This is a genomic window from Pseudomonas sp. W5-36 (assembly GCF_046540455.1).
Taxonomy (GTDB): domain Bacteria; phylum Pseudomonadota; class Gammaproteobacteria; order Pseudomonadales; family Pseudomonadaceae; genus Aquipseudomonas; species Aquipseudomonas graminis_B.
On the sequence record NZ_JAXCIQ010000027.1, the window covers coordinates 15,103 to 37,056 of the forward strand.

Genomic DNA, 21,954 nt, shown 5'->3' on the forward strand with positions numbered 1-21,954 from the left:
ACGGAATAAATCGGAGCCTTTATAACGGGTGCACTTGTCACAAGCCCACCGATTCCGCTCGAAGGACTTCTCATGGATGTTTTCTGGTTTCTACCGACACACGGCGACGGCCATTACTTGGGCACGACCAAGGGCGCGCGCCCGGTCACGCTCAATTACCTGAAGCAGGTCGCCCAGGCCGCCGATGATCTGGGTTACCACGGCGTGCTGATTCCGACCGGCCGTTCCTGCGAAGACTCCTGGGTGATCGCATCGGCCCTCGTGCCGTTGACCGAGCGTCTGCGTTACCTGGTGGCGATTCGTCCGGGGATCATTTCTCCGACCGTTTCCGCGCGCATGGCCGCGACCCTGGATCGCTTGTCCGGCGGACGCCTGCTGATCAACGTCGTGACCGGCGGAGACCCTGATGAGAACCGCGGCGATGGCAGCTTCCTCGATCACAGCGAGCGCTACGAAGTCACCGACGAATTCCTGAAGATCTGGCGCCGCGTGTTGCAGGGCGAAGCCGTGGACTTCGAAGGCAAGCACCTGAGAGTGCAGAACGCCAAAGCGCTGTATCCGCCGATCCAGAAGCCCTATCCGCCGCTGTATTTTGGTGGTTCCTCCGAGGCAGCCCACGAACTGGCCGCCGAGCAGGTCGACGTTTACCTTACTTGGGGCGAGCCCCCTGCCGCCGTGGCCGAGAAGCTGGCGGACGTGCGTGAGCGCGCCGCGCGCAACGGCCGTAGGGTCAAGTTCGGCATCCGTCTGCACGTGATCGTCCGGGAAACCAGCGAAGAAGCCTGGAAAGCCGCCGACACCCTGATCGAGCACATCAGCGACGACACCATCGCCGCCGCACAGAAATCTTTTTCCCGTTTCGACTCCGAAGGCCAGCGCCGCATGGCCGCATTGCACGACGGCCGTCGCGACAACCTGGAAATCGCCCCCAACCTGTGGGCCGGCGTCGGGCTGGTACGGGGCGGTGCGGGCACGGCGCTGGTGGGTAATCCGCAGGAAGTCGCCGAGCGGATCAAGGAATACGCGGACCTGGGCATCGAAAGCTTCATCTTCTCCGGCTACCCCCATCTGGAAGAAGCCTACCGCTTCGCCGAGCTGGTGTTCCCGCTGTTGCCCGAGCCGTATCGCAGCCTGGCAGGCCGCGGCATCACCAACCTCACCGGCCCGTTCGGCGAGATGATTGCCAACGACTTGCCACCGCAGAAGTAAGTTTCGCCGCCCCCCTGGAAACACCCGTTTGCTGCGCAACCGCGCAGCGCGTGGGAAACGGTTGATCTGCCATCGCGACAACGGCCATCGCGACAAGGAGTCCTTCATGACAGCCAGCTTACCGTTCCAACCACAAGTGACCCCCATGCAGCTATTGACCCTACCGCCCTCGCCGGCCCTGGCGACTTCGATTCGTGCCACCGCGCAGGTGTTCGAAGACCCGAGATCCCAGGCGCTGCTGGCCCATATCGAACAAGTCGCGCCCAGCGACGCCAGCGTGTTGATCATCGGCGAAACCGGCACCGGCAAAGAGCTGGTGGCGCGTCACATTCACAACTTGAGCAGCCGTCGTCACCAGCCGTTCGTGGCGGTCAACTGCGGCGCGTTTTCGGAATCACTGGTGGAAGCGGAGCTGTTCGGCCAGGAAAAAGGTGCGTTCACCGGTGCCCTCACCGCCAAGGCGGGCTGGTTTGAAGAAGCCAACGGCGGCACGCTGTTTCTCGACGAAATCGGCGATCTGCCCCTGGCCATTCAGGTCAAGCTGCTGCGTGTCCTGCAGGAGCGCGAAGTGGTGCGGCTGGGTTCGCGCAAAAGCACGCCGATCAACGTGCGGGTGCTGGCCGCGACCAATGTGCAACTGGAACGCGCGATCAACGCCGGGCACTTTCGCGAAGACCTGTTCTATCGCCTCAACGTCGTCAATCTGGAGCTGAGCACCCTGCGCGAACGGCCGGGCGACATCATGCCGCTGAGCCGGCACTTCATCGACGTCTACAGCCAGCGTCTGGGCTGCGGACCGATCCAGATCAGCGCCGAGGCCGAGCACAAGTTGCGGACCTACGGCTGGCCGGGGAATATTCGCGAGCTGGAAAACGTCATTCACCACACCCTGCTGATCTGCCGCAACGGCATGATTCAGTCCAGCGATCTACGCCTGTCGAACCTGCGCCTTGAGCGTCAGGAGGACTCAGCCCCCATCGTCGACGATTCAACCGAAGCGCTGCTGGCCAGGGCGTTCCAGCGGCTGTTCGAGGAGCAGGCCGGCGCGCTGCACGAAAAGGTCGAAGACGCCTTGTTGCGCGCGGCCTATCGCTTCAGCCACTGCAACCAGGTGCACACCGCGCAGTTGCTGGGGTTGAGCCGCAATGTCGTGCGTGCGCGGCTGATCAAGATCGGTGAACTGGCCGTCAACAAGCGCCGCCCCGGCGAGCAGACCCAGGGTGAACGGATGCTGCATTTGTCGGTGTGAACCCACAGCGAGGCAACCTGTGGGACTGCGTTCACCCGTGACGCGGTCCTACGATTTCCCCCGCCACTTCGTACGCGTTAAAGATCATCGACGTCGCCCGGTGTTGACGAATCAACTCCCACAAATCCCCTTCGCCCTGCTCGGCATTTTCGAACGCCCGCTCGCAGTCGGTCTTCGACAGCCATTGCACGTGGCTCAGCACCCGCTGACGGTCTTCACTGACCTGCACGCTGGCGCGGACAAAACCTGGGTAGGTACGGGTGAATCGCTCGAAACGCTCGTTGAGCGCCACGACCAGCCCGGCCTGATGGCGGGGGTCGACGGCGAACTCGACGAACTGACTGAAAGGGAGATGAGCGGCTGCTGGTGTCATGAACGTTCTCCACGGATGACGGTTGTTGCTGAACAGGATGCTGCGCAAACCGGCATGGCCCCATACGTTTCTTGCGCCGGTGCCCACTTGCCAAGCCGGTCCGGCCAAGCGATGCTGCGCAGGATAAAACCTCCAGTTAACTGGAGGTCAAGCGCTGTTCGGCACACAGGAAGATTGCATGCTCACCCAGGACATCCCGCCCATCGCCCGCGAGCTCACTGTCGGCCAGCTGTCTGCCCGCAGCGGCGTGGCCATCACCGCGCTGCGCTTTTACGAGGCCAAAGGCCTGATCAGCAGCCAGCGCAACGCCGGCAATCAGCGGCGCTACCCCCGGGACGTGCTGCGTCGGGTGGCGTTGATCAAAACTGCCCAGCGCCTGGGCATTCCGCTGGCGACGATCCAGACCGCGCTGCAAACCCTGCCCCAGGACCGCCCGCCCAGCCTTGACGACTGGACGCGGCTGTCCGAGCGCTGGAAAGCCGATCTGGATGAACGCATCAACCGCCTCACCGCCCTGCGCGACCAACTCAATGGCTGCATCGGTTGCGGCTGCCTGTCGATGGAGGCCTGCCCGCTGCGTAACTTCGGTGACAGCTTGAGCGAGCAAGGCGCCGGGCCGCGCCTGCTGGATCAGGATTGAAGGTTTTGCGGACTGACCCGGGTATCGGCGAGGGTCTGGTCGACCAGTGACAGATAATTGCGTCGTGGGGGACGCAATCTCCTGGTTATTCAGCTTGGCCCGTTGCACACCGCCGCCAGTCGCGCCGCCAGCAGCTTGGCCTGCAACGCCACGTCGGTCACCGCGGTGCTTTCCCACCACAGGCCGCGCAAGGGCGGGCCCATGGCGTAGAGCCGCGCCGAAATCCGTCCTTCGGCGTCCATGACCGCACCACCCGCGTCGGCGGCAATGCCAAGCGCCAACGGCCCCGGCTGAATCAGGCCACGGGCCAGCAGATTGCGCGGCAAGGCCCGGTCAACCCGGCGCCAGTCGTATTGAATGCCGGTCGAGTTGATCAGCGCTGCGCCACTCTCCGTCGTGGCCATGTCCTGCCCGCGATAGCGAACGCTGATGGAAATCTGCCCGGCCTCGGCGCCCTCCACCCTGAGCAACGAGGCGGCGTGGATGTGCAGGCGCCCTTCGCCGATCAGCCGCTCCAGCAACTTCGCACTGGGCGGCGGCGAGCGGTGATGATGGCTTTCCCACCACGGCCGCACGTGGCGTACGAATTGGCGGCGCTGCAGGTCAGAGGCCTGATTCCACAGCCGTGGAATATGCACGCGCACAGTGTCGAGCGGCGCCTGCCAGTCGATGCCCTGCTCCGCCGCTTGCGCGCACTGCTCGCGCAAGGCCCTGACCAGTTGCCGGGTGCTGCGTATGTTCAGGTCGGCGGCGAGAAAGTCCGGCCATGTCGGCGGTTGGCGGCGAACGTGGGGCAGCAGGCCGTGGCGGGAAAACACGTCAATGGGCCCACGGTGACCGGCTTGCTCCAGGGACACCACGGCGTCGACCATGGTCAGGCCCGAGCCGATGATCAGCACCCGGCCCTGGGGGTCGAGCTGGCCCATAGCATCGACATCCCATGGATCGACGGCAGCGGCGTTGAGGGCGTTTGAATCGCGCTGAGGCGTGCGCGCGGCGGCGAACATGCCCGTTGCCAATACGCCGAATCGGCCAGTCAGGTGTTCGCCGCTGGCGAGGGTCAGGCGCACGCCGGCTGCGTCAGCCTGCAGGTCGGTCACTTCGCCGCGCACGTGCTCGACGGTGGAACCATAGCGCTCGCCGACCACCCGTGCCTCGGCCAGACGCTGCTGAACGTACAGACCGAAAATCCCGCGGGGCGGAAACAGCTCGGCCACCGGCACGTGCTGCTGGTCAGACTCCGGCCAGCCTCCGGCGGCAATGTAGTCGGTCAGCCAGCGGGTGAGATCGTCGACGTCGTCCGGGTCGACGCTCATGCGTGCGGCGTTGCCGTTCAGCGTGTGGCCCAGCTCGGTGGCGCTGTAGGCCTCACCCCGGCCCAACTCGCTGCGTGACTCGACGATGACGATGCGCCGTTGCCCCGGCAGGCGCAGCAGCTGCACCGCGAGCATGGTGCCGCTGAGGCCACCGCCGACGATGAGGATGTCGGCATCAGGTCCATTGTGTTCAGCGCTCATTGCTTCCCCCCTTCTCTTCGCCCCGCAGGCGCGCATGGCTGATTATGGACAGCGTGGCACCGGATTCAACCCAACGTCAGCCCTTGCGTTTCATGTCCAGGCGCCGCAGATGGCAGGTCACTTCTTCGCGGTCGTGGTACAGCTGCTTGCAGCCGATGGAAACCTTGACGCCGCGGGCCTTGAAGCCGTCTTCGATGCGCTCCAGCAAGCGTCGCACTTCGGCGTAACGCTGCTTCATCGGCAACTTGAGATTGACCACGGCCTCGCGGCACAAGCCTTCGCCCAGCCAGGTTTCCAGCAGCGCGGCGTTGCGTGCGGGCTTTTCGACGATGTCGCAGACCATCCAGTCCACCGGCTGACGGGGCTTGAAGGTAAAGCCGTCGGCCATCAGGTGCTGCACCAGCCCGGTGTCCATCAGGCTTTCGGCCATCGGTCCGTTGTCGATGGCGGTGACCAGCATGCCGCGCCGCACCAGTTGGTAGGTCCAGCCCCCGGGCGCCGCGCCCAGGTCGACGCCGGTCATGTCGCCCGACAGGCGCTCGTCCCACTGATCACGGGGGATGAAGTGATGCCAGGCCTCTTCCAGCTTGAGGGTCGAGCGGCTGGGCGCTTCCCGGGGGAATTTCAGGCGCGGAATGCCCATGGGCCACATCGCCGAGTTGTTCGCGTCGGCCAGCCCAAGGAACACTTCGCGCCCGCTTTTAAAAGTCAGCAGCAAACGCGGCAGGCTCGGGTTGTCGACCAGTTTGCCGGCCTTCTCCAGCGCCTTGCGCAATGGCGCCTCGAACTTGCGGCAGAACGTCGAAAGCTCCTTGCCGTCGTTGGTGTCGACCACTTCCAGCCACAGGCTGCCGCACGGCGCAAAGCCGGCCATGTGTTCGAGTATCACGCTGATGCGGTCGGTTTCCGGCAGCTGGACAAACACGCCACGGGCCCACTGCCGGGGGAAAATCAGCTCGCGGAACTTCAGGCTGTTCATCAGCCGCTCTGCCCCCTCGGGCTCGGTGCAGATGAATTCCGCAAAGGCGGCGTCGGTCTTCGCTTTGGCGTAGCCGGACACCTCAAGGCGAGCGGCGTGCTCGCTGAGTTCCGAGCAGACCTCGCTTTCGAAGCCGGGGCGGCAATGCATAAAAAGGGTGTTCACGGGACGGTCTCCTCGCGCGCCACGAATCGAGTCGCGGCGCAAGCTGTACATGAGGATTAACCTCAATGACTCGAAAGCGGCGCATGATAGCCGAATCAGGAACCACTGGCTCAGCCGGTGGGTCCAGTACTACTCAACGATCATTTAAAGCCGCCAACCAGAGCGCTGCTGCAAGCCCCGTCTTACCGTCGATCGCCCGTCCGCGCGTGCTGCGCGGACCGTCAAGGAGTCAGTCATGCCCTCCCTCGATAGCCTGAAAAGCCTCAAAACCCTCGAAGTCAGCAACAAGACCTACCACTACTTCAGCCTCCCGGATGCCGCGCGCACGCTGGGCAATCTCGATAAACTGCCGATGTCGCTCAAGGTGCTGCTGGAAAACCTGCTGCGCTGGGAAGACAACCACACGGTGACCGGTGACGACCTCAAGGCCCTCGCCGACTGGCTGACCGAGCGCAAATCCCACCGGGAAATCCAGTACCGCCCCGCGCGCGTGCTGATGCAGGATTTCACCGGCGTGCCGGCCGTGGTTGACCTGGCCGCCATGCGCGCCGCCGTGGCCAAGGCCGGTGGCGATCCCCAGCGCATCAATCCGTTGTCGCCAGTGGATCTGGTCATCGATCACTCGGTCATGGTCGACCGCTTCGGCGACGACAAGGCCTTCGGCGAAAACGTCGACATCGAGATGCAGCGCAACGGCGAGCGTTACGCGTTCCTGCGCTGGGGCCAGAACGCGTTCGATAATTTCAGCGTAGTGCCGCCGGGCACCGGGATCTGCCATCAGGTCAACCTGGAATACCTCGGCCGCACGGTGTGGACCAAGGAAGAAGACGGCCGCACCTACGCCTTTCCGGACACGCTGGTCGGTACCGATTCCCACACCACAATGATCAACGGCCTCGGCGTACTCGGCTGGGGCGTCGGCGGCATCGAGGCGGAAGCGGCCATGCTCGGCCAACCCGTGTCGATGCTGATTCCGGAAGTCGTCGGCTTCAAGCTCAGCGGCAAACTGCGCGAAGGCATCACCGCCACCGACCTGGTGCTGACCGTGACGCAAATGCTGCGCAAGAAAGGCGTGGTTGGTAAGTTCGTCGAATTCTATGGCGATGGCCTGGCGGACCTGCCGCTGGCGGATCGGGCCACCATTGCCAACATGGCCCCGGAATACGGCGCGACCTGCGGCTTCTTCCCGGTCGACGACGTCACCCTGGATTACCTGCGCCTGTCGGGCCGTCCGGACGAAACGGTGCAATTGGTCGAGGCCTACTGCAAGGCCCAGGGCCTGTGGCGTTTGCCCGGTCAGGAACCGGCGTTCACCGATGCGCTGGAGCTGGACATGGGCTCGGTGGTCGCGAGCCTCGCAGGGCCTAAACGTCCGCAAGACCGCGTCGCCCTTCCCGATGTGTCCAAGGCCTTCAGTGACTTCCTGGGCCTGGCAGTCAGCCCGAGCAAACACGAAGAAGGCCGACTGGAAAGCGAAGGCGGCGGCGGTGTCGCGGTGGGCAACGCCGCCCAGGTGGGCGAGGCTGAGTATGAATACAACGGCCAGACCTATCGCCTGAAAAACGGTGCAGTGGTTATCGCTGCCATCACCTCCTGCACCAACACGTCCAACCCGAGCGTGATGATGGCGGCCGGTCTGCTGGCGAAAAAGGCCGTGGAGAAAGGCCTGCAGCGCAAACCGTGGGTGAAGAGTTCGCTGGCGCCCGGCTCGAAGGTCGTGACCGATTACTACAACGCCGCCGGCCTGACCGAGTACCTCGATAAGTTGGGCTTCGACCTGGTGGGCTACGGCTGCACTACCTGCATTGGTAACTCCGGGCCGCTTCCTGACCCGATCGAAAAAGCCATTCAGCAGTCGGACCTGACCGTCGCGTCAGTGCTGTCAGGCAACCGAAACTTTGAAGGCCGCGTGCACCCGCTGGTAAAAACCAACTGGCTGGCCTCACCGCCGCTGGTGGTCGCTTACGCCTTGGCCGGCACCGTGCGCACCGACCTGAGCAGCGAACCCCTGGGCGAAGGCAGCGACGGCCAGCCGGTTTACCTCCGTGATATCTGGCCGACCCAGCAGGAGATCGCCGACGCGGTCATGAACGTCAGCACCGGCATGTTTCACAAGGAATACGCGGAGGTCTTCGCCGGCGACGAGCAGTGGCAGGCGATTGAGGTGCCCGAGGCGGCGACCTATGTCTGGCAGCCGGACTCGACCTACATTCAGCACCCGCCTTTCTTCGAGGAGGTCGCCGGGCCATTGCCGGTCATCGCCGACGTGCAGCAGGCTCGCGTGCTGGCGGTGCTGGGGGATTCGGTGACCACTGACCACATCTCGCCCGCCGGCAACATCAAACTGGACAGCCCGGCCGGGCGCTACCTGCGCAGCAAGGGCGTGGAATACAAGGACTTCAACTCCTACGGCTCGCGGCGCGGCAACCATGAAGTGATGATGCGCGGCACCTTCGCCAACATCCGCATTCGCAACGAAATGCTCGGCGGCGAAGAAGGCGGCTACACGCTGCATGTCCCCACTGACGAGAAGCTGCCGATCTATGACGCGGCCATGCGTTACCAGGAAGAAGGCACGCCGCTGGTGGTCATTGCCGGTCAGGAATACGGCACGGGCTCCAGTCGCGACTGGGCGGCGAAAGGCACGAATCTGCTGGGCGTCAAAGCGGTGATTGCCGAGAGTTTCGAGCGTATCCACCGTTCCAACCTGGTTGGCATGGGCGTCCTGCCGCTGCAGTTCAGGGCGGGCGAAAGCCGCAAAACCCTGGGCCTGACCGGCAAGGAAGTGCTGAACATCACCGGGCTGACCGGTGCCACCCTGCAACCGGGCATGGGCCTGGCGGTGCAGATCACCCGCGAGGATGGCCAGCAGGACAACATCGACGTGCTGTGCCGGATCGATACCCTGAATGAAGTGGAATACTTCAAGGCGGGCGGGATTCTGCATTACGTGCTGCGGCAGTTGATTGCGTCCTGAGGCGATGTCTGGCTAGAAGATGATGGCGCTTGTTCGGGCCTCTTCCCAGCTGAAGCCGGTCCTACATGTGGGACTGGCTTTAGCCGGGAATGCGTCGTCTGCCTCACCGCAAATTGCCAGTGTCCAAACCAAATCCGTCGTTATCAGAAACGCCCTACACAACCTCCGCCCTGCATCCCCGAAATAATCGGACCAACTCCCCGTTCGATCCGACATACACCCGTGTTTAATCAACATTAAAATCGCCAGCCTATTCCGACACTCAAGGTCGACTCCATGTCGGTGCAACGCTGGACTTCCCTCTTTTTGCTCTCTCTCGGCTACTGCCTGGCGCTGCTCTACGGCCAGCTCAGCGTTCCCGTGGTTATCACGTTCGGACTGCTGATCATGGCCGGCATCTGCGTCAGCCATTTCCAGCACCGCGCCGTGCGCCTATTCGGTCACGCCCTGTTCATCGCCATTGCAGCGGGGCTGGCCAGTCACTGGTTGCCCGGTTTCCTCAGCGCCAGAGCGATTGCCGGCGTGCGCCTCAGCCCCGAGGCCGCGCCGTATTCGATGTACCTGAACCTCGACAAGCCTCTCATCGGCTTCTGGATCGCCATCGCCTGCCCCTGGGTGTTTATCGCGTTGAGTCCCAAACGCTGGCTGGGCGTCACCAGCATCGCGCTGCCCGTCACCGCCGCCGCGTGTTTATCAACCGCAATGTTGATGGGCCTCGTCGGCTGGTCGCCCAAGTGGCCCGAGCAAACGGGCATCTGGGCGCTGAACAACCTGCTGCTGGTCGCGCTGACCGAGGAACTGCTGTTTCGCGGTTACCTGCAGGGCAGTTTGAAAAGATGGCTGCAACACTTCCCCTGCCACGACGCCCTCGCAATCGGGGCGGCATCTGCGCTGTTCGGCCTCGCGCACATCGGTGCCGGGTGGGAATGGGCGCTTGTGGCGGGCATCGCGGGCGTGGGTTATGGCGTTGCCTGTCGCCTGGGCGGTCTGCCCGCTGCCGTGCTCACCCACTTCGGCCTGAACCTGCTGCATTTCAGCATGTTCACCTACCCGATGTTCGACCGGTAAACGCCTCCACGACACCCGACCTATGACGCAGTTCACAAAAGCTTAATATTTTTTCGCATCGGGCCGATAACCCTTCACAGCCTTCCTGGATCGAATAGCTCATGCGAAATAACCAGCCCATCACTCAACGCGAACGGACCTTCCCGGCGCAGCAACGGTTGATCTCTACCACCGATGCGCGCGGCGTCATCACCTATTGCAACGACGCCTTCATTGAAATAAGCGGTTTTTCCCAAGATGAACTGATCAAGTCGCCCCACAACACCGTGCGTCATCCGGACGTGCCGGCGGCGGTCTTCGAACACATGTGGGCCACGCTCAAGCAGGGCCTGCCGTGGATGGGGATCGTCAAGAATCGCTGCAAGAACGGCGACCACTATTGGGTCAACGCTTACGTCACGCCGGTCTTCGAGAACAAGCAGGTGGTGGGCTTCGAGTCCGTGCGCATCAAGCCAACCGCTGAACAGGTGCGCCGCGCCGAAGCACTCTACAAACGCCTTAACAGCGGCAAAAGTGCCGTGCCAAGCCGCGACAAATGGCTGCCGATGTTGCAGGACTGGCTGCCATTCATTCTGGTCAGCCAAGTGAGCTTTTTGATTGGTGTGTGGCTGAATTCCCATTGGGGCTTCCTGCTCGCCGCCGCGCTGTCGGTCCCCCTTGGCCTGCTGGGGTTGAGCTGGCAACAGCGTGGCCTCAAGCGCCTGCTGCGCCTGGCCGAGCAAACCACGTCCGACCCGCTGATCGCGCAGATGTACACCGACAGTCGCGGCGCACAGGCGCGGCTGGAAATGTCGATCCTCAGCCAGGAAGCGCGTCTCAAGACGTGCCTCACCCGCCTGCAGGACACCGCCGAACACCTCAACGCTCAGGCGCGTCAGTCCGACACCCTGGCCCAGGCCAGCTCCTCCGGCCTGGAACGTCAGCGCGTCGAAACCGAACAGGTCGCCACCGCCGTCAACCAGATGGCTGCGACCACCCAGGAAGTCGCCAATCACGTGCAGCGCACCGCTGACGCCACACAGCAGGCCAACGAGCTGACCCGTCGCGGCCGCGAGATCGCCAGTGACACCCGCGAAGCCATCCAGCGCTTGTCCACGTCGGTGGGCGAAACCGGCCTGACCGTGACTCAGCTGGCCAAGGACAGCAACGAAATCGGTGGCGTCGTCGATGTCATCAAAGGCATCGCCGACCAGACCAACCTGCTGGCCCTGAACGCCGCCATCGAAGCCGCTCGTGCGGGCGAAATGGGTCGTGGCTTTGCCGTCGTCGCCGATGAAGTCCGACAACTCGCCCAACGCACCACAGAATCCACCGGCCAGATCCACGCCCTCATCGCCAAGCTGCAACAGACGGCCACCAACGCGGTGCAGACCATGGACACAGGCCGGCGCCAGGCTGAAGAAGGTGTCGAGCAAGTCATGGAAGCCGACAGGGCGCTGGTGGGCATCAGCGACGCGGTGGCCAACATCACCGACATGACCACGCAGATCGCCGCTGCCACTGAGGAGCAAAGCTCTGTCGCAGAAGAGGTCAGCCGCAACATCAGCACCATCGCGCATCTGGCCGACCAGACCTCCGACGAGGCCCGTCGCTCTGCCGCGCTCAGTGCGGAACTGACCCACACAGCCAACACGCAATACTCATTGGTGGAACGCTTTAACCGCTGAGTGATTGACGGGTTAAACGAAGGCCCCGGCAGATCGTCTGCCGGGGCCTTTTTGTTTGTACCGGGCTTTAAGTAGGACATTTCTGAAAATCATTTGGGAGTGCGCTTTTTGGTTTGTAGCGGGGGGTTGGGTGTTGACAGGATTTGTAGAACTCTATTAGTTGATTATTGAAAGACGATAGATAGTTACCACCATGAGTGGGGTATTTGTTGATCTGGATAATTTAATCTTATGTGCACGCTTTCTGCGGATCGAAGCGGAGAGCTGTGCTTGATGGAGTTCTTTATGAATGAGCAATTTCCTCTCAGCGCCCCGTTTGTGACCACAGCAGATCCTATCGACGGACTTTTACAAACCGAAGATTTAACTCGAGACGTTCCCGTCGAGGTCATGATTTGGGAGGGTGCACGTCCAGGCTATCGTGTGCAATTGAGACTTGACGGGGATCTCATTGACACCCCGATTGTAGTGGGCGACCAAAAGCCTGGCGATATAATGCAGCTTCAGCTAAGTCACAGCTTGTTGTGTCGAAGCCGCAGTTATTCCCTCAGTTATCAAGTCACAAATAATATTAATGGAGTAACTCGCGAATCTCCCGTCGCAGCACTCAAAGTAGACCGCACAAAACCCGGCGCCACCCTCCTCGCCCCCCTCATCTTCCCCACCGCCACCTTCGGCGATCAACTCATTGGCCTCCTCCCTGGCTACGCCGGCATGGCACCTGGCGATGTCATCCAGACATTACTCAACGGCGTCGAAGGCCCGGCCCATCAGGTCGAGGCGGATGAGCTCACCCTCAGACCTGTCGAAATCGCGTTCAGCCGCGAACACCTGCAAGCCCATGCAGCCGAAACGGTGTCGGTCGAGTACTTCGTCACCGACCGGGCGGGCAACGTCTCCATCACCAGCTTCCCGACCCTGGTTTCAATTAAATTGTAACCGGCGTTCGCGCCATTCATCTGAATACCAAAAGTAACCACCTCCACGCTAATGCGTGGAGGTTTTGTCAACAAATTCGCCCCAAGAAAATAATTTAAATTATTTTTGGGCATCTCGATTCCACAGAACCTACATCTCCGTAGGAAGTGTCTGATGGACTACCAAAATTTTATAGACTACGCGCGATATATAATTATTTAAATCGCTCAAAAAACCCCTGAAAACGGCCGGACTCACACATTAAAGATCTATTCAACCGCGAATTTTTTTCAAAGAAGCCATGCAATCCCATGCACTCCGCTTGTTTGACAGTACTATTTTTCGAATCGATCATAGGCATGTGCAGCGCCGCAGTCCTACAAGCAAGCGCACAACACACAATCCTGTAATCCTCGCACTAGCGATCTGATCAAGGAGTTCCAATGGAAGATGAAACGGATATCCAGCCGTCACCCCACGCACAACCGATCGAGCCAGATAACAATAAAAAATTAACAGTACCAAACCCGAAAAATACTCGCAGGACCAAACGCAAACCACCTGGCAAGAGTTCAATCCCGCTCTACGAAGATCTGCAGGCGGTGCCACCCGTGGCCAAGAGTGCGGCTGAACAGGCGATGGTCTACGCCGGCCAGCTTCAAAACGCCCCAGGATTTCCCTGGCATCACGAAATGAAGGACCCACCTCCGGCGCCTGTATTCGAAGCGCCTTTCATCACCGGTGCCGACCCCGAAGGCCCGACCGACGCCCAGTTGAACGTGGGCATCTACATCAACATCCCGCGCTCTCCGAAACTGTGGTTTGGGGATCACCTGAAGCTGCGCTGGGGTCACAACACGTTCTACACCACCGTCGGCAAGGTAGAAGGTCGCAAAGGCCCTCGCCTGGTTCAGTACCTCAACAATGAAACCCTCGCGGACTACGAGAGCGGGTGCGTCGAGGTGCGCTACGAAGTGGTGCGGCGCGCCAGGCTCGTGGGCATTTCGGAAACGCTGACCGTCAACCTGCCCCGCCTGAGGAAGCGACGCGGCAAAGGCTCGCCCCTTGGCCGTCCACCGCGACGGCGCCGGATGCAGCCCAAACCCTGAGCCCACGTAAAAAAGCCCCGACTGCATCGCTGCAGCCGGGGCTTTGGAACCGCGTTTCAATCAACTGACGCGAATGTCAGAACGCCAGACGCACCCCCACGTTCGCACCCCAAGGCTGCTCAACATGCTCACCCTTCATGTAATCGAAATCAGCGTGCACCTGGAGTCGCTCGGACAGCGACACCGAAACACCTGCACCCAATTCCGCGCGGGAGCCGAACAAGTCGTTGTCAAAACGCTGACCGTTCACGCTGACGTCATTACTGCGGGAGAACTCGTGGGCCATCGCCACTCGCGCGTACGGTTTAACAATGCCGCCGTCTTTCAGCGTGAAGCTGCGCCCCACGGTAGTGCCGACCTTGCCCAGCATAGACTGCGTCTGGTTGGTCCTGGCCTGCATGCCGTTGTCCAGCGCGTAGCTGCTGCCATCGATCCAGACGCTGGACACCTGCGCGAACGGCTCGACGAAATACTCATCGCCCAGCTTTATATGCTTGCCGACTTCCAGCGATCCACCCAATGCCTTGCTGCTGTAATCGCCTTTTGCTTTGGTGCCATCGCTCATCGCCACCTTGGACTGGTTATGGAACTGGTTCAGTTTCACCACGCCGTCCAGGTAATAACCGCCCTCCGACAACCACGTGCCATACGCGCCGACGTAGTAGCTGTCGACCTGACCCGACGTGCCTCGACCGATGTCCAGATCCGACTTGCTGTAACCCCCCATCAAGCCGAGCAACAGCTGACCGTTGCTCACGGGCACGGGCGCATCCGCACCGAACGACAAACCCTGCTGCTTCTGGCTGTAGTCGACACCGGAATCCAGCGCCGCATTGAAACGACTGCCATAGGTACGCATCCAGCCGCCGCCCTGCCCTTGGCCGCGCACCTCCCCCATGCGACTGCGCAACGTCGTCAACTCGCTGTTCCATACCGTCGGTGCGGTATTGAACAACGCCAGCGCACTTTTCGTGGAAGGGCTGATCTCCTTGCCGGAGCCGACGATAAACCAGTCAGAGCCCTGGCGTTCGAGCTCGTAGGAATACACCCCAAGATCTGCCCGACCGCCCACCAGCCCGAACTCCGCATCCCCGCCTTCGGTGTGAACCACCCGAAGCGGGTCGAACTCGGCGGGGACGGCTTCAGTGCCGGTGTTCTGGATACGCAGTCGATGCCTGCCCGACGCCTCCCCATTCACGCTGAGCAGGTCGCCGGTGCCGTCGTCGAGGTTGATACGCATATCGAACAGCCCGGAGCCGGACAGCTTGCCCAGCGAAAGCGAATGAAAGCCGTCTCCGGTGAAGCCAACGCTGCCACCGTCCAGCGCGAGCGAATTAACGCTGTTATCCGCCGCAAGCTGCCAGCGACCACTGGAATCGATGGTCACGGAATCGCCATTGACGATATTCCCGTTCAACTGCCCGTGATTGCGCAGCACCACGTTGAGGGTGCTGGTGTCATCGGCGACGAAATCGCCGGAGAGGGTGCTGTTGGTCACTTTTACATCTGCGGTGCTTTCCTGATTGACATCAATCAGAACACCGTTGCCTGCCTCCAATACCGCATCATCAGCGATGAGGATATCCGCAGTGGTCTTGTCAGCGGACGTCGCCGACCGCCTGGTAACCTCGATTGCGGATCCGGTTCGCGCGGTAATGGTGGACGCATTAATTTCCAAGAAATTGGTCTGACTCACGAGACCGTGCGTTCCGTTGATTACATTAACTCCGCTGTCCTCACCGATCACATGGCTGCCTTCAAGCACATGTGCGACACCTCCCGACAACTTCAAGCCCCCGTTTCCGGCCAAGGATGCTGAAGTGCCTAAGCCTTCAACCTGCGTGGACTTCAACCAGATTTCACCCATGGCAGACACCATGATCCCGTAGCCGGCTCCTTTAATTGTGCTACCTGAAACATGGGCGGTGGAAAGCGTGGTTGGATCTTTTACGTTCATGATGAGCTCTAGAGCCGCGCGATCGCTGCGCATGACGCTTGCATCATTTATGTTGGCTTGACCACCAAAAATCTCTACACCTCCTTTAACCTCCCCATCTTTGACGTTCAAGGTTGACTTATCTACACCCACCCAGTCAGCAACTCCGCCCGGAAGAATATTGATGACACCATCATTGATCACGCTATAGCTCGCGAGGCCGCTCGATGCGCCCACGGTGTGGATGACCCCGTCCACCACCGTGACTTCTCGTTTTACGCCTGTCACTTCTAGCAGGGTTTTCCTGACACCCGCAGCGATCGGGCCTGTTGTTGGTAACAGTTCGCTTGCATGTACCGAATTTAGACTCACCACCGGACCCATAAGGCCTAACGAGAGTGCGAGCAAACTACATCTGAAACTTACCAAGCTTTGTACTGCTGACACGAGACTTCCTCCAAATCATGAAACCTGAAGTCTGCGGATTGTAGATAGAGCTAAAAGAAAATTTAAAAAAATATCGTGTGGGAATTTTCCCAAATATTTGAGCTACACGTCCTACGTTAAAAAACCGAAAGGCCTTATATTCAGGGCATAACGCTGTAGAAAGCGGCATGAGTTTTTTTAAATGGGTTTGGATGCGTCCTACATAGAAGCCTTTAGTCCTACGAGGCCGGGTCGAAGCCCACGTTGCCACCCGGTCATTTTTAGTATTAGTTAGATTGAGAACTAGGGAAATCCAGTTCAATGACATGCGACCCGAATCCTTTCGAAGATCGCAAATAAGAACTACGAGGAATTTTTATGAATAATGTAAAACAGACCCCCACCATCATTTCCACCCGATCCGGACGCGCTCCAGTTCCAATCGAAGCGCCAGACATCGCAGTCGCGCTTCACGATCAAGACAACTTTGGATTAGTCCCGGTTACAGCACTTGATACTCCAATCCCTGTTGACTTGAAGGTCTGGGAGGGTGCAGAGGCAGGCTATAAGTATCAGCTTCTCTGGGATGGCGAACCCTACGGTCCAGAAAAATTATCCAGCCAGCAGAGCGACCAGGGAGTCCTCTTACTCTGGAAATTCCAGTTATGTTGCAAACCGAAGGATTTCACAGTCTCGCCTTCCGAACGTACAGCCCAAATACCACTGTTGAGGATTTTTCTGACATTTTCCCCGTGGTAATAGACCGTACGGCCCCAGGCAAACCCCAACTCGCCGCTATTCAGTTCCCAGTAGAGGTCCAGAATGGCTTGACTGCCGCGGAATTGACGCGTCTTGGGGACCAGCTGGAGGTTGAGGTTGCTGGCTACACCGGCATGGCCAAACACGATGTCATTGAAAGTTATTGGGGTGATGCCGCAGGCCCAACCGCAACAGTGACTCAGGATGATATGGGACTTAATAAAGTACTCTTCAATTTTTCGAAAAACTTTCTTGAGACCATTCCTGCCGGGCCCCATGACGTCAAATACAAAGTGACGGATCGCGCAGGCAACACATCCGAATTTTCGATTGAGTCCAGCATTCTCTTGTTACTTGAAGAAATCCCGGTCAACTATCCGGCTCCTATCGTTGACCCCGCCGTTGGCGGATTGATTGATTACGTGGAGGCCCGTCCAGGCGTGAAGGTAGACATCCCTCACTATCCAGGTGCGGCAGCTTTTGATCAGATCACGTTGTATTGGGGTGAAGACACGCCTATATTCCCAGTGCAACTACCCCCTGGCGATGAAGACGAGGACATCGTTATTTCATTCCGTGTGCCATTCGAAACCATTGCTGTGAAGCCAGTAGGTGAAGTCTCTGTCACCTACAAGATAACTAGACAAAATCAGCTGAACGGTTCCTCACTTGCAGCAGAGATCGATGTATTTCTCACGCTGCCTGTGCCAGAACCTACATTAGCGCCCGTCGTTCAGGGGACCAGCCTTAATAGCCCTGACAAAACCGACAACTTTATTGATGAGGAAGACTACGAACTTAACAGTCGCGCCATCGTCCAGTGGAATGATGAGTTCAGGCTCAATGATAATCTGAACCTTTTCTGGGGAGACCAACAAAGACTTCAGTGGCACCAAATTTCGGAGGAGGATGTGACGGCTCAAAAAGACATCGTCATCCCTATCGTCAACTCGATCATGAAGGCACAAGGCACCGGTGCTGAAATCCCAGTGCGTTATACCGTGGTCCGTGACGGGAATCCCAATCCGACACCCTCTCCAACCCAGACAGTGACAGTGCGTTCCAGGGAAGAACTGCCCGGAGGTGCCGATGGTATTGATGGACCCGTATTTGAGCTGACTCCGACCGGATACATTTCACTCGTGGTTGCACCTAACGGCACCAGAGGATTGATAAAACCCTATGTCAATATTTCAACAAACCAAAAACTGTTCTTTACCTTCAAAGGCTTCGACCTGACAAATACCCCAATCGAAGCAGCTACATTCACCGCGACCCGCGAACTTGATGAACAAGATGTCCTGAACGGCTATAGCTTCCAGGTGCCTTTCAATATCTTGCGGACAATCTGCCTCGGATATTGTGAAGCCTATATCCGAGTAGAACCTGCTGCTGGAAGCAATCAAAGCGCAGTGACTTCACGTATCACTCGCGTACCGGTTGACATGCGACGCACCAATGAAAGCGCGTGCACCCTGCGCGCTTAACTTAAACCAAAATGCAGTTGATCAAGGGTGAAATATTCTACCCTTGATCAATTTCAACTAAGGAAATCTAATGAACGTACAAAATACCCTAACAACAAGAGCCCCTATCCCCTTGCAACTGCCCAATGTACCAGTTGCGCTTGAAGGTGGACTGCTACCCATTGAACAACTTACTGCCCCTGTCAAAGTTAACTTCCCGGTGTGGGAGGCTGCCGAGACCGGCTATACCTACCAACTCGCATTTGATGGTGCGAAAGTTCCACCCGAGAAAATCATTCTAAGCACGGACAGACCAGGGGACCTTTTGGAAGTGGAAATCCCGGTTGACCTGTTAGCCGAGGGGCCGCATCGCGTGGGGTATCGGATTTTCAGCCCCAATACCCAGTATGAGGTCTATTCGGAGACCATTCCGCTCATGGTCGACCGAACCGCCCCAGGCGCACCTCAACTCGCCCCCATCATCTTCCCCGACGTCATCCAGAACGGCCTGACCTCCTCCGAGCTGGAAGGCCTCAACAATATCCTCCCGGGCAAGATTGCAGGGTACAGCGGCATGGCCGCTGGCGACGAAATCCGCACCTATTGGGGTCCTCTGGAGGGGCCGATGGCCGTCGTTGATGCCAACGACATGGGCCTGAACCGGGTGATGGTGGACTTCACGCGTCCGTTCATGGAACAGGCGGACTGCCAGACGTCCGCGGTCACCTATACCGTCACCGACCGCGCGGGCAACGTGTCGATGGTCTCCGATCCGGTGATGATCCAGCTCGACCTGGGGATGCGCCAACCGCTACCGGCACCGGTCATCCGCGAAGCCAATAATCAGATCCTGGACCCGGCCGATGCGGTGAATGGCGCCACATTGGTAATCGACGCCACGGCTGATCTGCGCGAAGGCGAAACGGTCATTGCTCACTGGAATGGTCCGAAGGGCAACGATCGCCAGGAGAACATCATTTCGGCCGCTGAAGCCGGGCAGGCCCTGGCGCTGGTGTTCCCTGGCAGCGTCGTCGCGGTCAATGACGGGCAAAACGTCGAGGTGTCATACACCGTGACGCGCGGCAGCGGCATCGTGCAGGAATCGGCCAAACTTGCGCTGAAGGTCATGAGTGCTGCGCTGGAACTGCCCGCGCCAACGGTCGACACGGTCGGGCCAGACGGCGTTCTGCGTCCTTCACTGATTACCGGCTGGGACGCGATGGTGCGTGTCAGTTATCGCGGGATGGACCCTAGGGATCTGGTGCGAGTGCGCTGGGTCGGCGCACGCACGTTCGAGACCATGATGATGAATGTCGGCAGCATGACGGAACTGGTCTTTGGCGTGCCCAAAATGTTGATCGAGATGAGCATCGGCAGCACCGCGACCCTCAACTACATTGTGACGCGCAATGGCGTCGACATGGAGTCCGAGCCCCTGCAACTTCAGGTGCGCGAGGGCATGATGTTTGACACGTCTCCGGTGACCCTGGCCGGTAAGGTCTACCTGCTGCCCGCTTATCCGGATTTGCTGCCGGCATTCCCGAGTGGTACTACGGTCCATCGCATCGCCAGCGGCGGTAGCCCTCCTTATACCTATTCGACCAGCGATGCGAAGGTGGCCGTCGTAGCAGCGTCCGGCTGGACATCGGTGCGCGGCAACGGCGTGGCAACCATCACCGTCACCGATTCAGCAGGCGAACAGCAGAGTTACGACGTAACCGTCACCGGCGTCATCGAATGCCACGGCATCGGCTCCGGCAACCTGACTCAAATCTCCAACGCCGCGAACCGCATCGGCGGGCGCATCCCGAGCATCCATGAGCTGATCGAGATCTATAACGCCTATGGCAACCGCTGGCCGATGGGCAACGGCAACTATTGGTCCTCCACCGTTGCCAAGAACGTGTTCGGTGCGAAGTGGTACTACGTGAAGAACCTCAACACCGGCAAGGATTTCAAACTGCTGCACATCAATGGCAGCCTGGGCGTTGCAATTCGCTGATTCGCCAGTTCGCTAATCTGTCACTCGCGCGAGCCTGCGAGCTTGACCACCTGGCCTTAACGAAATAAGCAGCACCCCCTTTTAAAGACGTCGTCGCCACCCGACGGCGTCTTATAAGTGTGCAGTGCCCATCCAGCCCCTAAAACCCATTCACGGAAATCTCGGAAAAATGCCGGCAAAACCACCCCTTCAACGACCGCAGGCAGCGGCGGCGCGCGGCACGTTCAGCGCCACTGTCAACGGCCACCCTTTCATCACCCATAGCCTGAGTGCCATGGCGTGCCTGCGCCCGGGCCGGTCGGATCCGACCACGTGCCGAATCTGGAAGATCCTCGCCACCGGCACGGTTCGTCGGCACCGCACCATGATCGGCCTGTTCATCGACGAAACGGTGCAGCCCGGCAACCACAACCTGCTGCGCAACGATCAGATCACCGTTATCTATCACCTGACCCCCACGCGGATGGCGAAGATTTATCACTCGCGTGATCTGCAGCAAGGCAACCTGACGCTGCTGGGCTGCGATGCCGCATCCGGCGCGCTGCACGGCAACTTCGAGTTTGCGGTCCCGACCAAGGACTTCCACGTGACCGACGGCCGGTTCGACCTGGTCTGTGACCTAAACGCTGAGGAACATCCCGCTATCCGATCAGCCGACGCGCCATAAGCTCGGCGATTTCCTGCATGCACGCCTCGACACTGAGGCCGGATGATTTCAACGGCTTGAGGTCATGGTTGGCCGTCGGCACCCAGTGCACGTCAATGGCCTTCGACAGCTCGTACGCTTCAACTGCCTCTCGATTGCCCAGCGCATCCCGTTCGCCCTGAATGATCAGCGTCGGCGTCTTCAGTTCCGCCAAGTGCGCGACCCGCGGCTTCTCGGGTTTACCTGCCGCGTAGAACGGGTAGCCCAGACAGAACAACCCATCGGCTTCCACATCGTCAGCAATGACACTGGCCATGCGTCCGCCCATGGATTTGCCACCGATCGCCACTCGCCCGCTCACTCCCCCACGCACCGCGGCGTACACCCCGTGCCAGCACTCCAACAGTTTTGGCTGAGGATTGGGAGGTCGTCTGCGCCCGTCGATTCGGCGCTGGGCCATGTAGGGGAATTCAAAGCGCAGCACGCCAACACCCAAGGCCGCCAGACGCGTGGCGATGTCGTTCATGAAGTCGCTGTCCATCGGGGCGCCCGCGCCGTGGGCGAGAATCAGCGTCGATGGTGCGTCCGCCGCCGGGCCGGTCGGCGCATTCCAGACCCAGCCGTGCTCATGCGCCAGTTGCGCGCAATGATCGGCCGTTCGCTTCGCCGCCTGTTGTTTGCTCATGCAGGTCTCTTTTTTCAAAACATCGATCACCCACCGACTGAGGCGGGCACCACGGCCGCCATTATGCAGCAACGTCGGCGTGCCATGACCCTGCGCGCCGATTGCCCTGTGCCGACAGCAAGGGTTCAGCTCCCAGGCGTTATTCTGGCGCGGCACTTCGGCA

The 21,954-nt window shown here is 59.9% G+C and carries 16 protein-coding genes; 11 read left to right on the forward strand and 5 right to left on the reverse strand.

The window, feature by feature from the left end:
* Window positions 1-72 precede the first annotated feature (72 nt).
* Both ssuD and SLW74_RS26005 read left to right on the forward strand, forming a co-directional pair.
* A complete protein-coding gene (gene ssuD / locus SLW74_RS26000) occupies window positions 73-1,209 on the forward strand; it encodes an FMNH2-dependent alkanesulfonate monooxygenase (RefSeq protein WP_410930550.1) in 1,137 nt (378 codons plus the stop codon).
* A 145-nt stretch (window positions 1,210-1,354) separates the two neighbouring features.
* Window positions 1,355-2,458 (forward strand): sigma-54 interaction domain-containing protein, encoded by a 1,104-nt coding sequence (locus SLW74_RS26005; protein WP_410930575.1) that lies wholly within the window; start codon window positions 1,355-1,357, stop codon window positions 2,456-2,458.
* Between the two features lie 31 nt (window positions 2,459-2,489).
* Here SLW74_RS26005 and SLW74_RS26010 read toward each other — a convergent pair whose 3' ends face one another.
* Entirely contained in the window at window positions 2,490-2,831 is a 342-nt protein-coding gene (locus SLW74_RS26010) for an antibiotic biosynthesis monooxygenase (protein WP_410930551.1), read from the reverse strand.
* Window positions 2,832-3,009: 178 nt separating this feature from the next.
* On the opposite strand from SLW74_RS26010, the gene soxR reads away from it, so the two are divergent.
* Window positions 3,010-3,471: a redox-sensitive transcriptional activator SoxR gene (soxR, locus tag SLW74_RS26015; RefSeq protein ID WP_410930552.1), complete on the forward strand. Its 462-nt coding sequence runs from the start codon at window positions 3,010-3,012 to the stop codon at window positions 3,469-3,471.
* An 89-nt stretch (window positions 3,472-3,560) separates the two neighbouring features.
* Here soxR and SLW74_RS26020 read toward each other — a convergent pair whose 3' ends face one another.
* Complete coding sequence (locus SLW74_RS26020; protein WP_410930553.1) at window positions 3,561-4,988, reverse strand: FAD/NAD(P)-binding protein; 1,428 nt, start codon at window positions 4,986-4,988, stop codon at window positions 3,561-3,563.
* A 76-nt stretch (window positions 4,989-5,064) separates the two neighbouring features.
* Window positions 5,065-6,132, reverse strand: a complete 1,068-nt coding sequence (gene rlmM / locus SLW74_RS26025; protein ID WP_369319274.1) for a 23S rRNA (cytidine(2498)-2'-O)-methyltransferase RlmM — start codon at window positions 6,130-6,132, stop codon at window positions 5,065-5,067.
* Between the two features lie 235 nt (window positions 6,133-6,367).
* Here rlmM and acnA point away from each other — a divergent pair, with 235 nt between their 5' ends.
* From acnA to SLW74_RS26050, 5 genes are all read left to right on the forward strand, one after another.
* Window positions 6,368-9,109: an aconitate hydratase AcnA gene (gene acnA, locus SLW74_RS26030; protein WP_410930554.1), complete on the forward strand. Its 2,742-nt coding sequence runs from the start codon at window positions 6,368-6,370 to the stop codon at window positions 9,107-9,109.
* Between the two features lie 276 nt (window positions 9,110-9,385).
* Window positions 9,386-10,177, forward strand: coding sequence for a CPBP family intramembrane glutamic endopeptidase (locus SLW74_RS26035; protein ID WP_410930555.1), 792 nt, complete (start codon window positions 9,386-9,388; stop codon window positions 10,175-10,177).
* Window positions 10,178-10,278: 101 nt separating this feature from the next.
* A complete protein-coding gene (locus SLW74_RS26040) occupies window positions 10,279-11,844 on the forward strand; it encodes a methyl-accepting chemotaxis protein (protein ID WP_369319277.1) in 1,566 nt (521 codons plus the stop codon).
* A 285-nt stretch (window positions 11,845-12,129) separates the two neighbouring features.
* On the forward strand, window positions 12,130-12,783 hold the full coding sequence (locus SLW74_RS26045) for a hypothetical protein (protein WP_410930556.1): 654 nt from the start codon (window positions 12,130-12,132) through the stop codon (window positions 12,781-12,783).
* 422 nt (window positions 12,784-13,205) lie between these two features.
* Complete coding sequence (locus tag SLW74_RS26050; protein ID WP_192130092.1) at window positions 13,206-13,871, forward strand: hypothetical protein; 666 nt, start codon at window positions 13,206-13,208, stop codon at window positions 13,869-13,871.
* A 76-nt stretch (window positions 13,872-13,947) separates the two neighbouring features.
* On the opposite strand, the gene SLW74_RS26055 is transcribed toward SLW74_RS26050, so the two are convergent.
* On the reverse strand, window positions 13,948-15,861 hold the full coding sequence (locus SLW74_RS26055) for an autotransporter outer membrane beta-barrel domain-containing protein (RefSeq protein WP_410930576.1): 1,914 nt from the start codon (window positions 15,859-15,861) through the stop codon (window positions 13,948-13,950).
* Window positions 15,862-16,898: 1,037 nt separating this feature from the next.
* On the opposite strand from SLW74_RS26055, the gene SLW74_RS26060 reads away from it, so the two are divergent.
* The 3 genes from SLW74_RS26060 (at window position 16,899) to SLW74_RS26070 (ending at window position 21,127) form a co-directional block, all read left to right on the forward strand.
* Window positions 16,899-18,479, forward strand: coding sequence for a hypothetical protein (locus SLW74_RS26060; protein WP_410930557.1), 1,581 nt, complete (start codon window positions 16,899-16,901; stop codon window positions 18,477-18,479).
* Window positions 18,480-18,549: 70 nt separating this feature from the next.
* Entirely contained in the window at window positions 18,550-20,460 is a 1,911-nt protein-coding gene (locus SLW74_RS26065; protein WP_410930558.1) for a hypothetical protein, read from the forward strand.
* Between the two features lie 169 nt (window positions 20,461-20,629).
* Window positions 20,630-21,127: a hypothetical protein gene (locus tag SLW74_RS26070; RefSeq protein WP_192130089.1), complete on the forward strand. Its 498-nt coding sequence runs from the start codon at window positions 20,630-20,632 to the stop codon at window positions 21,125-21,127.
* Here SLW74_RS26070 and SLW74_RS26075 read toward each other — a convergent pair.
* Window positions 21,102-21,791 (reverse strand): alpha/beta family hydrolase, encoded by a 690-nt coding sequence (locus SLW74_RS26075; RefSeq protein WP_296308309.1) that lies wholly within the window; start codon window positions 21,789-21,791, stop codon window positions 21,102-21,104. The two genes, SLW74_RS26070 and SLW74_RS26075, sit on opposite strands and share 26 nt — an antisense overlap.
* Window positions 21,792-21,954 lie beyond the last annotated feature (163 nt).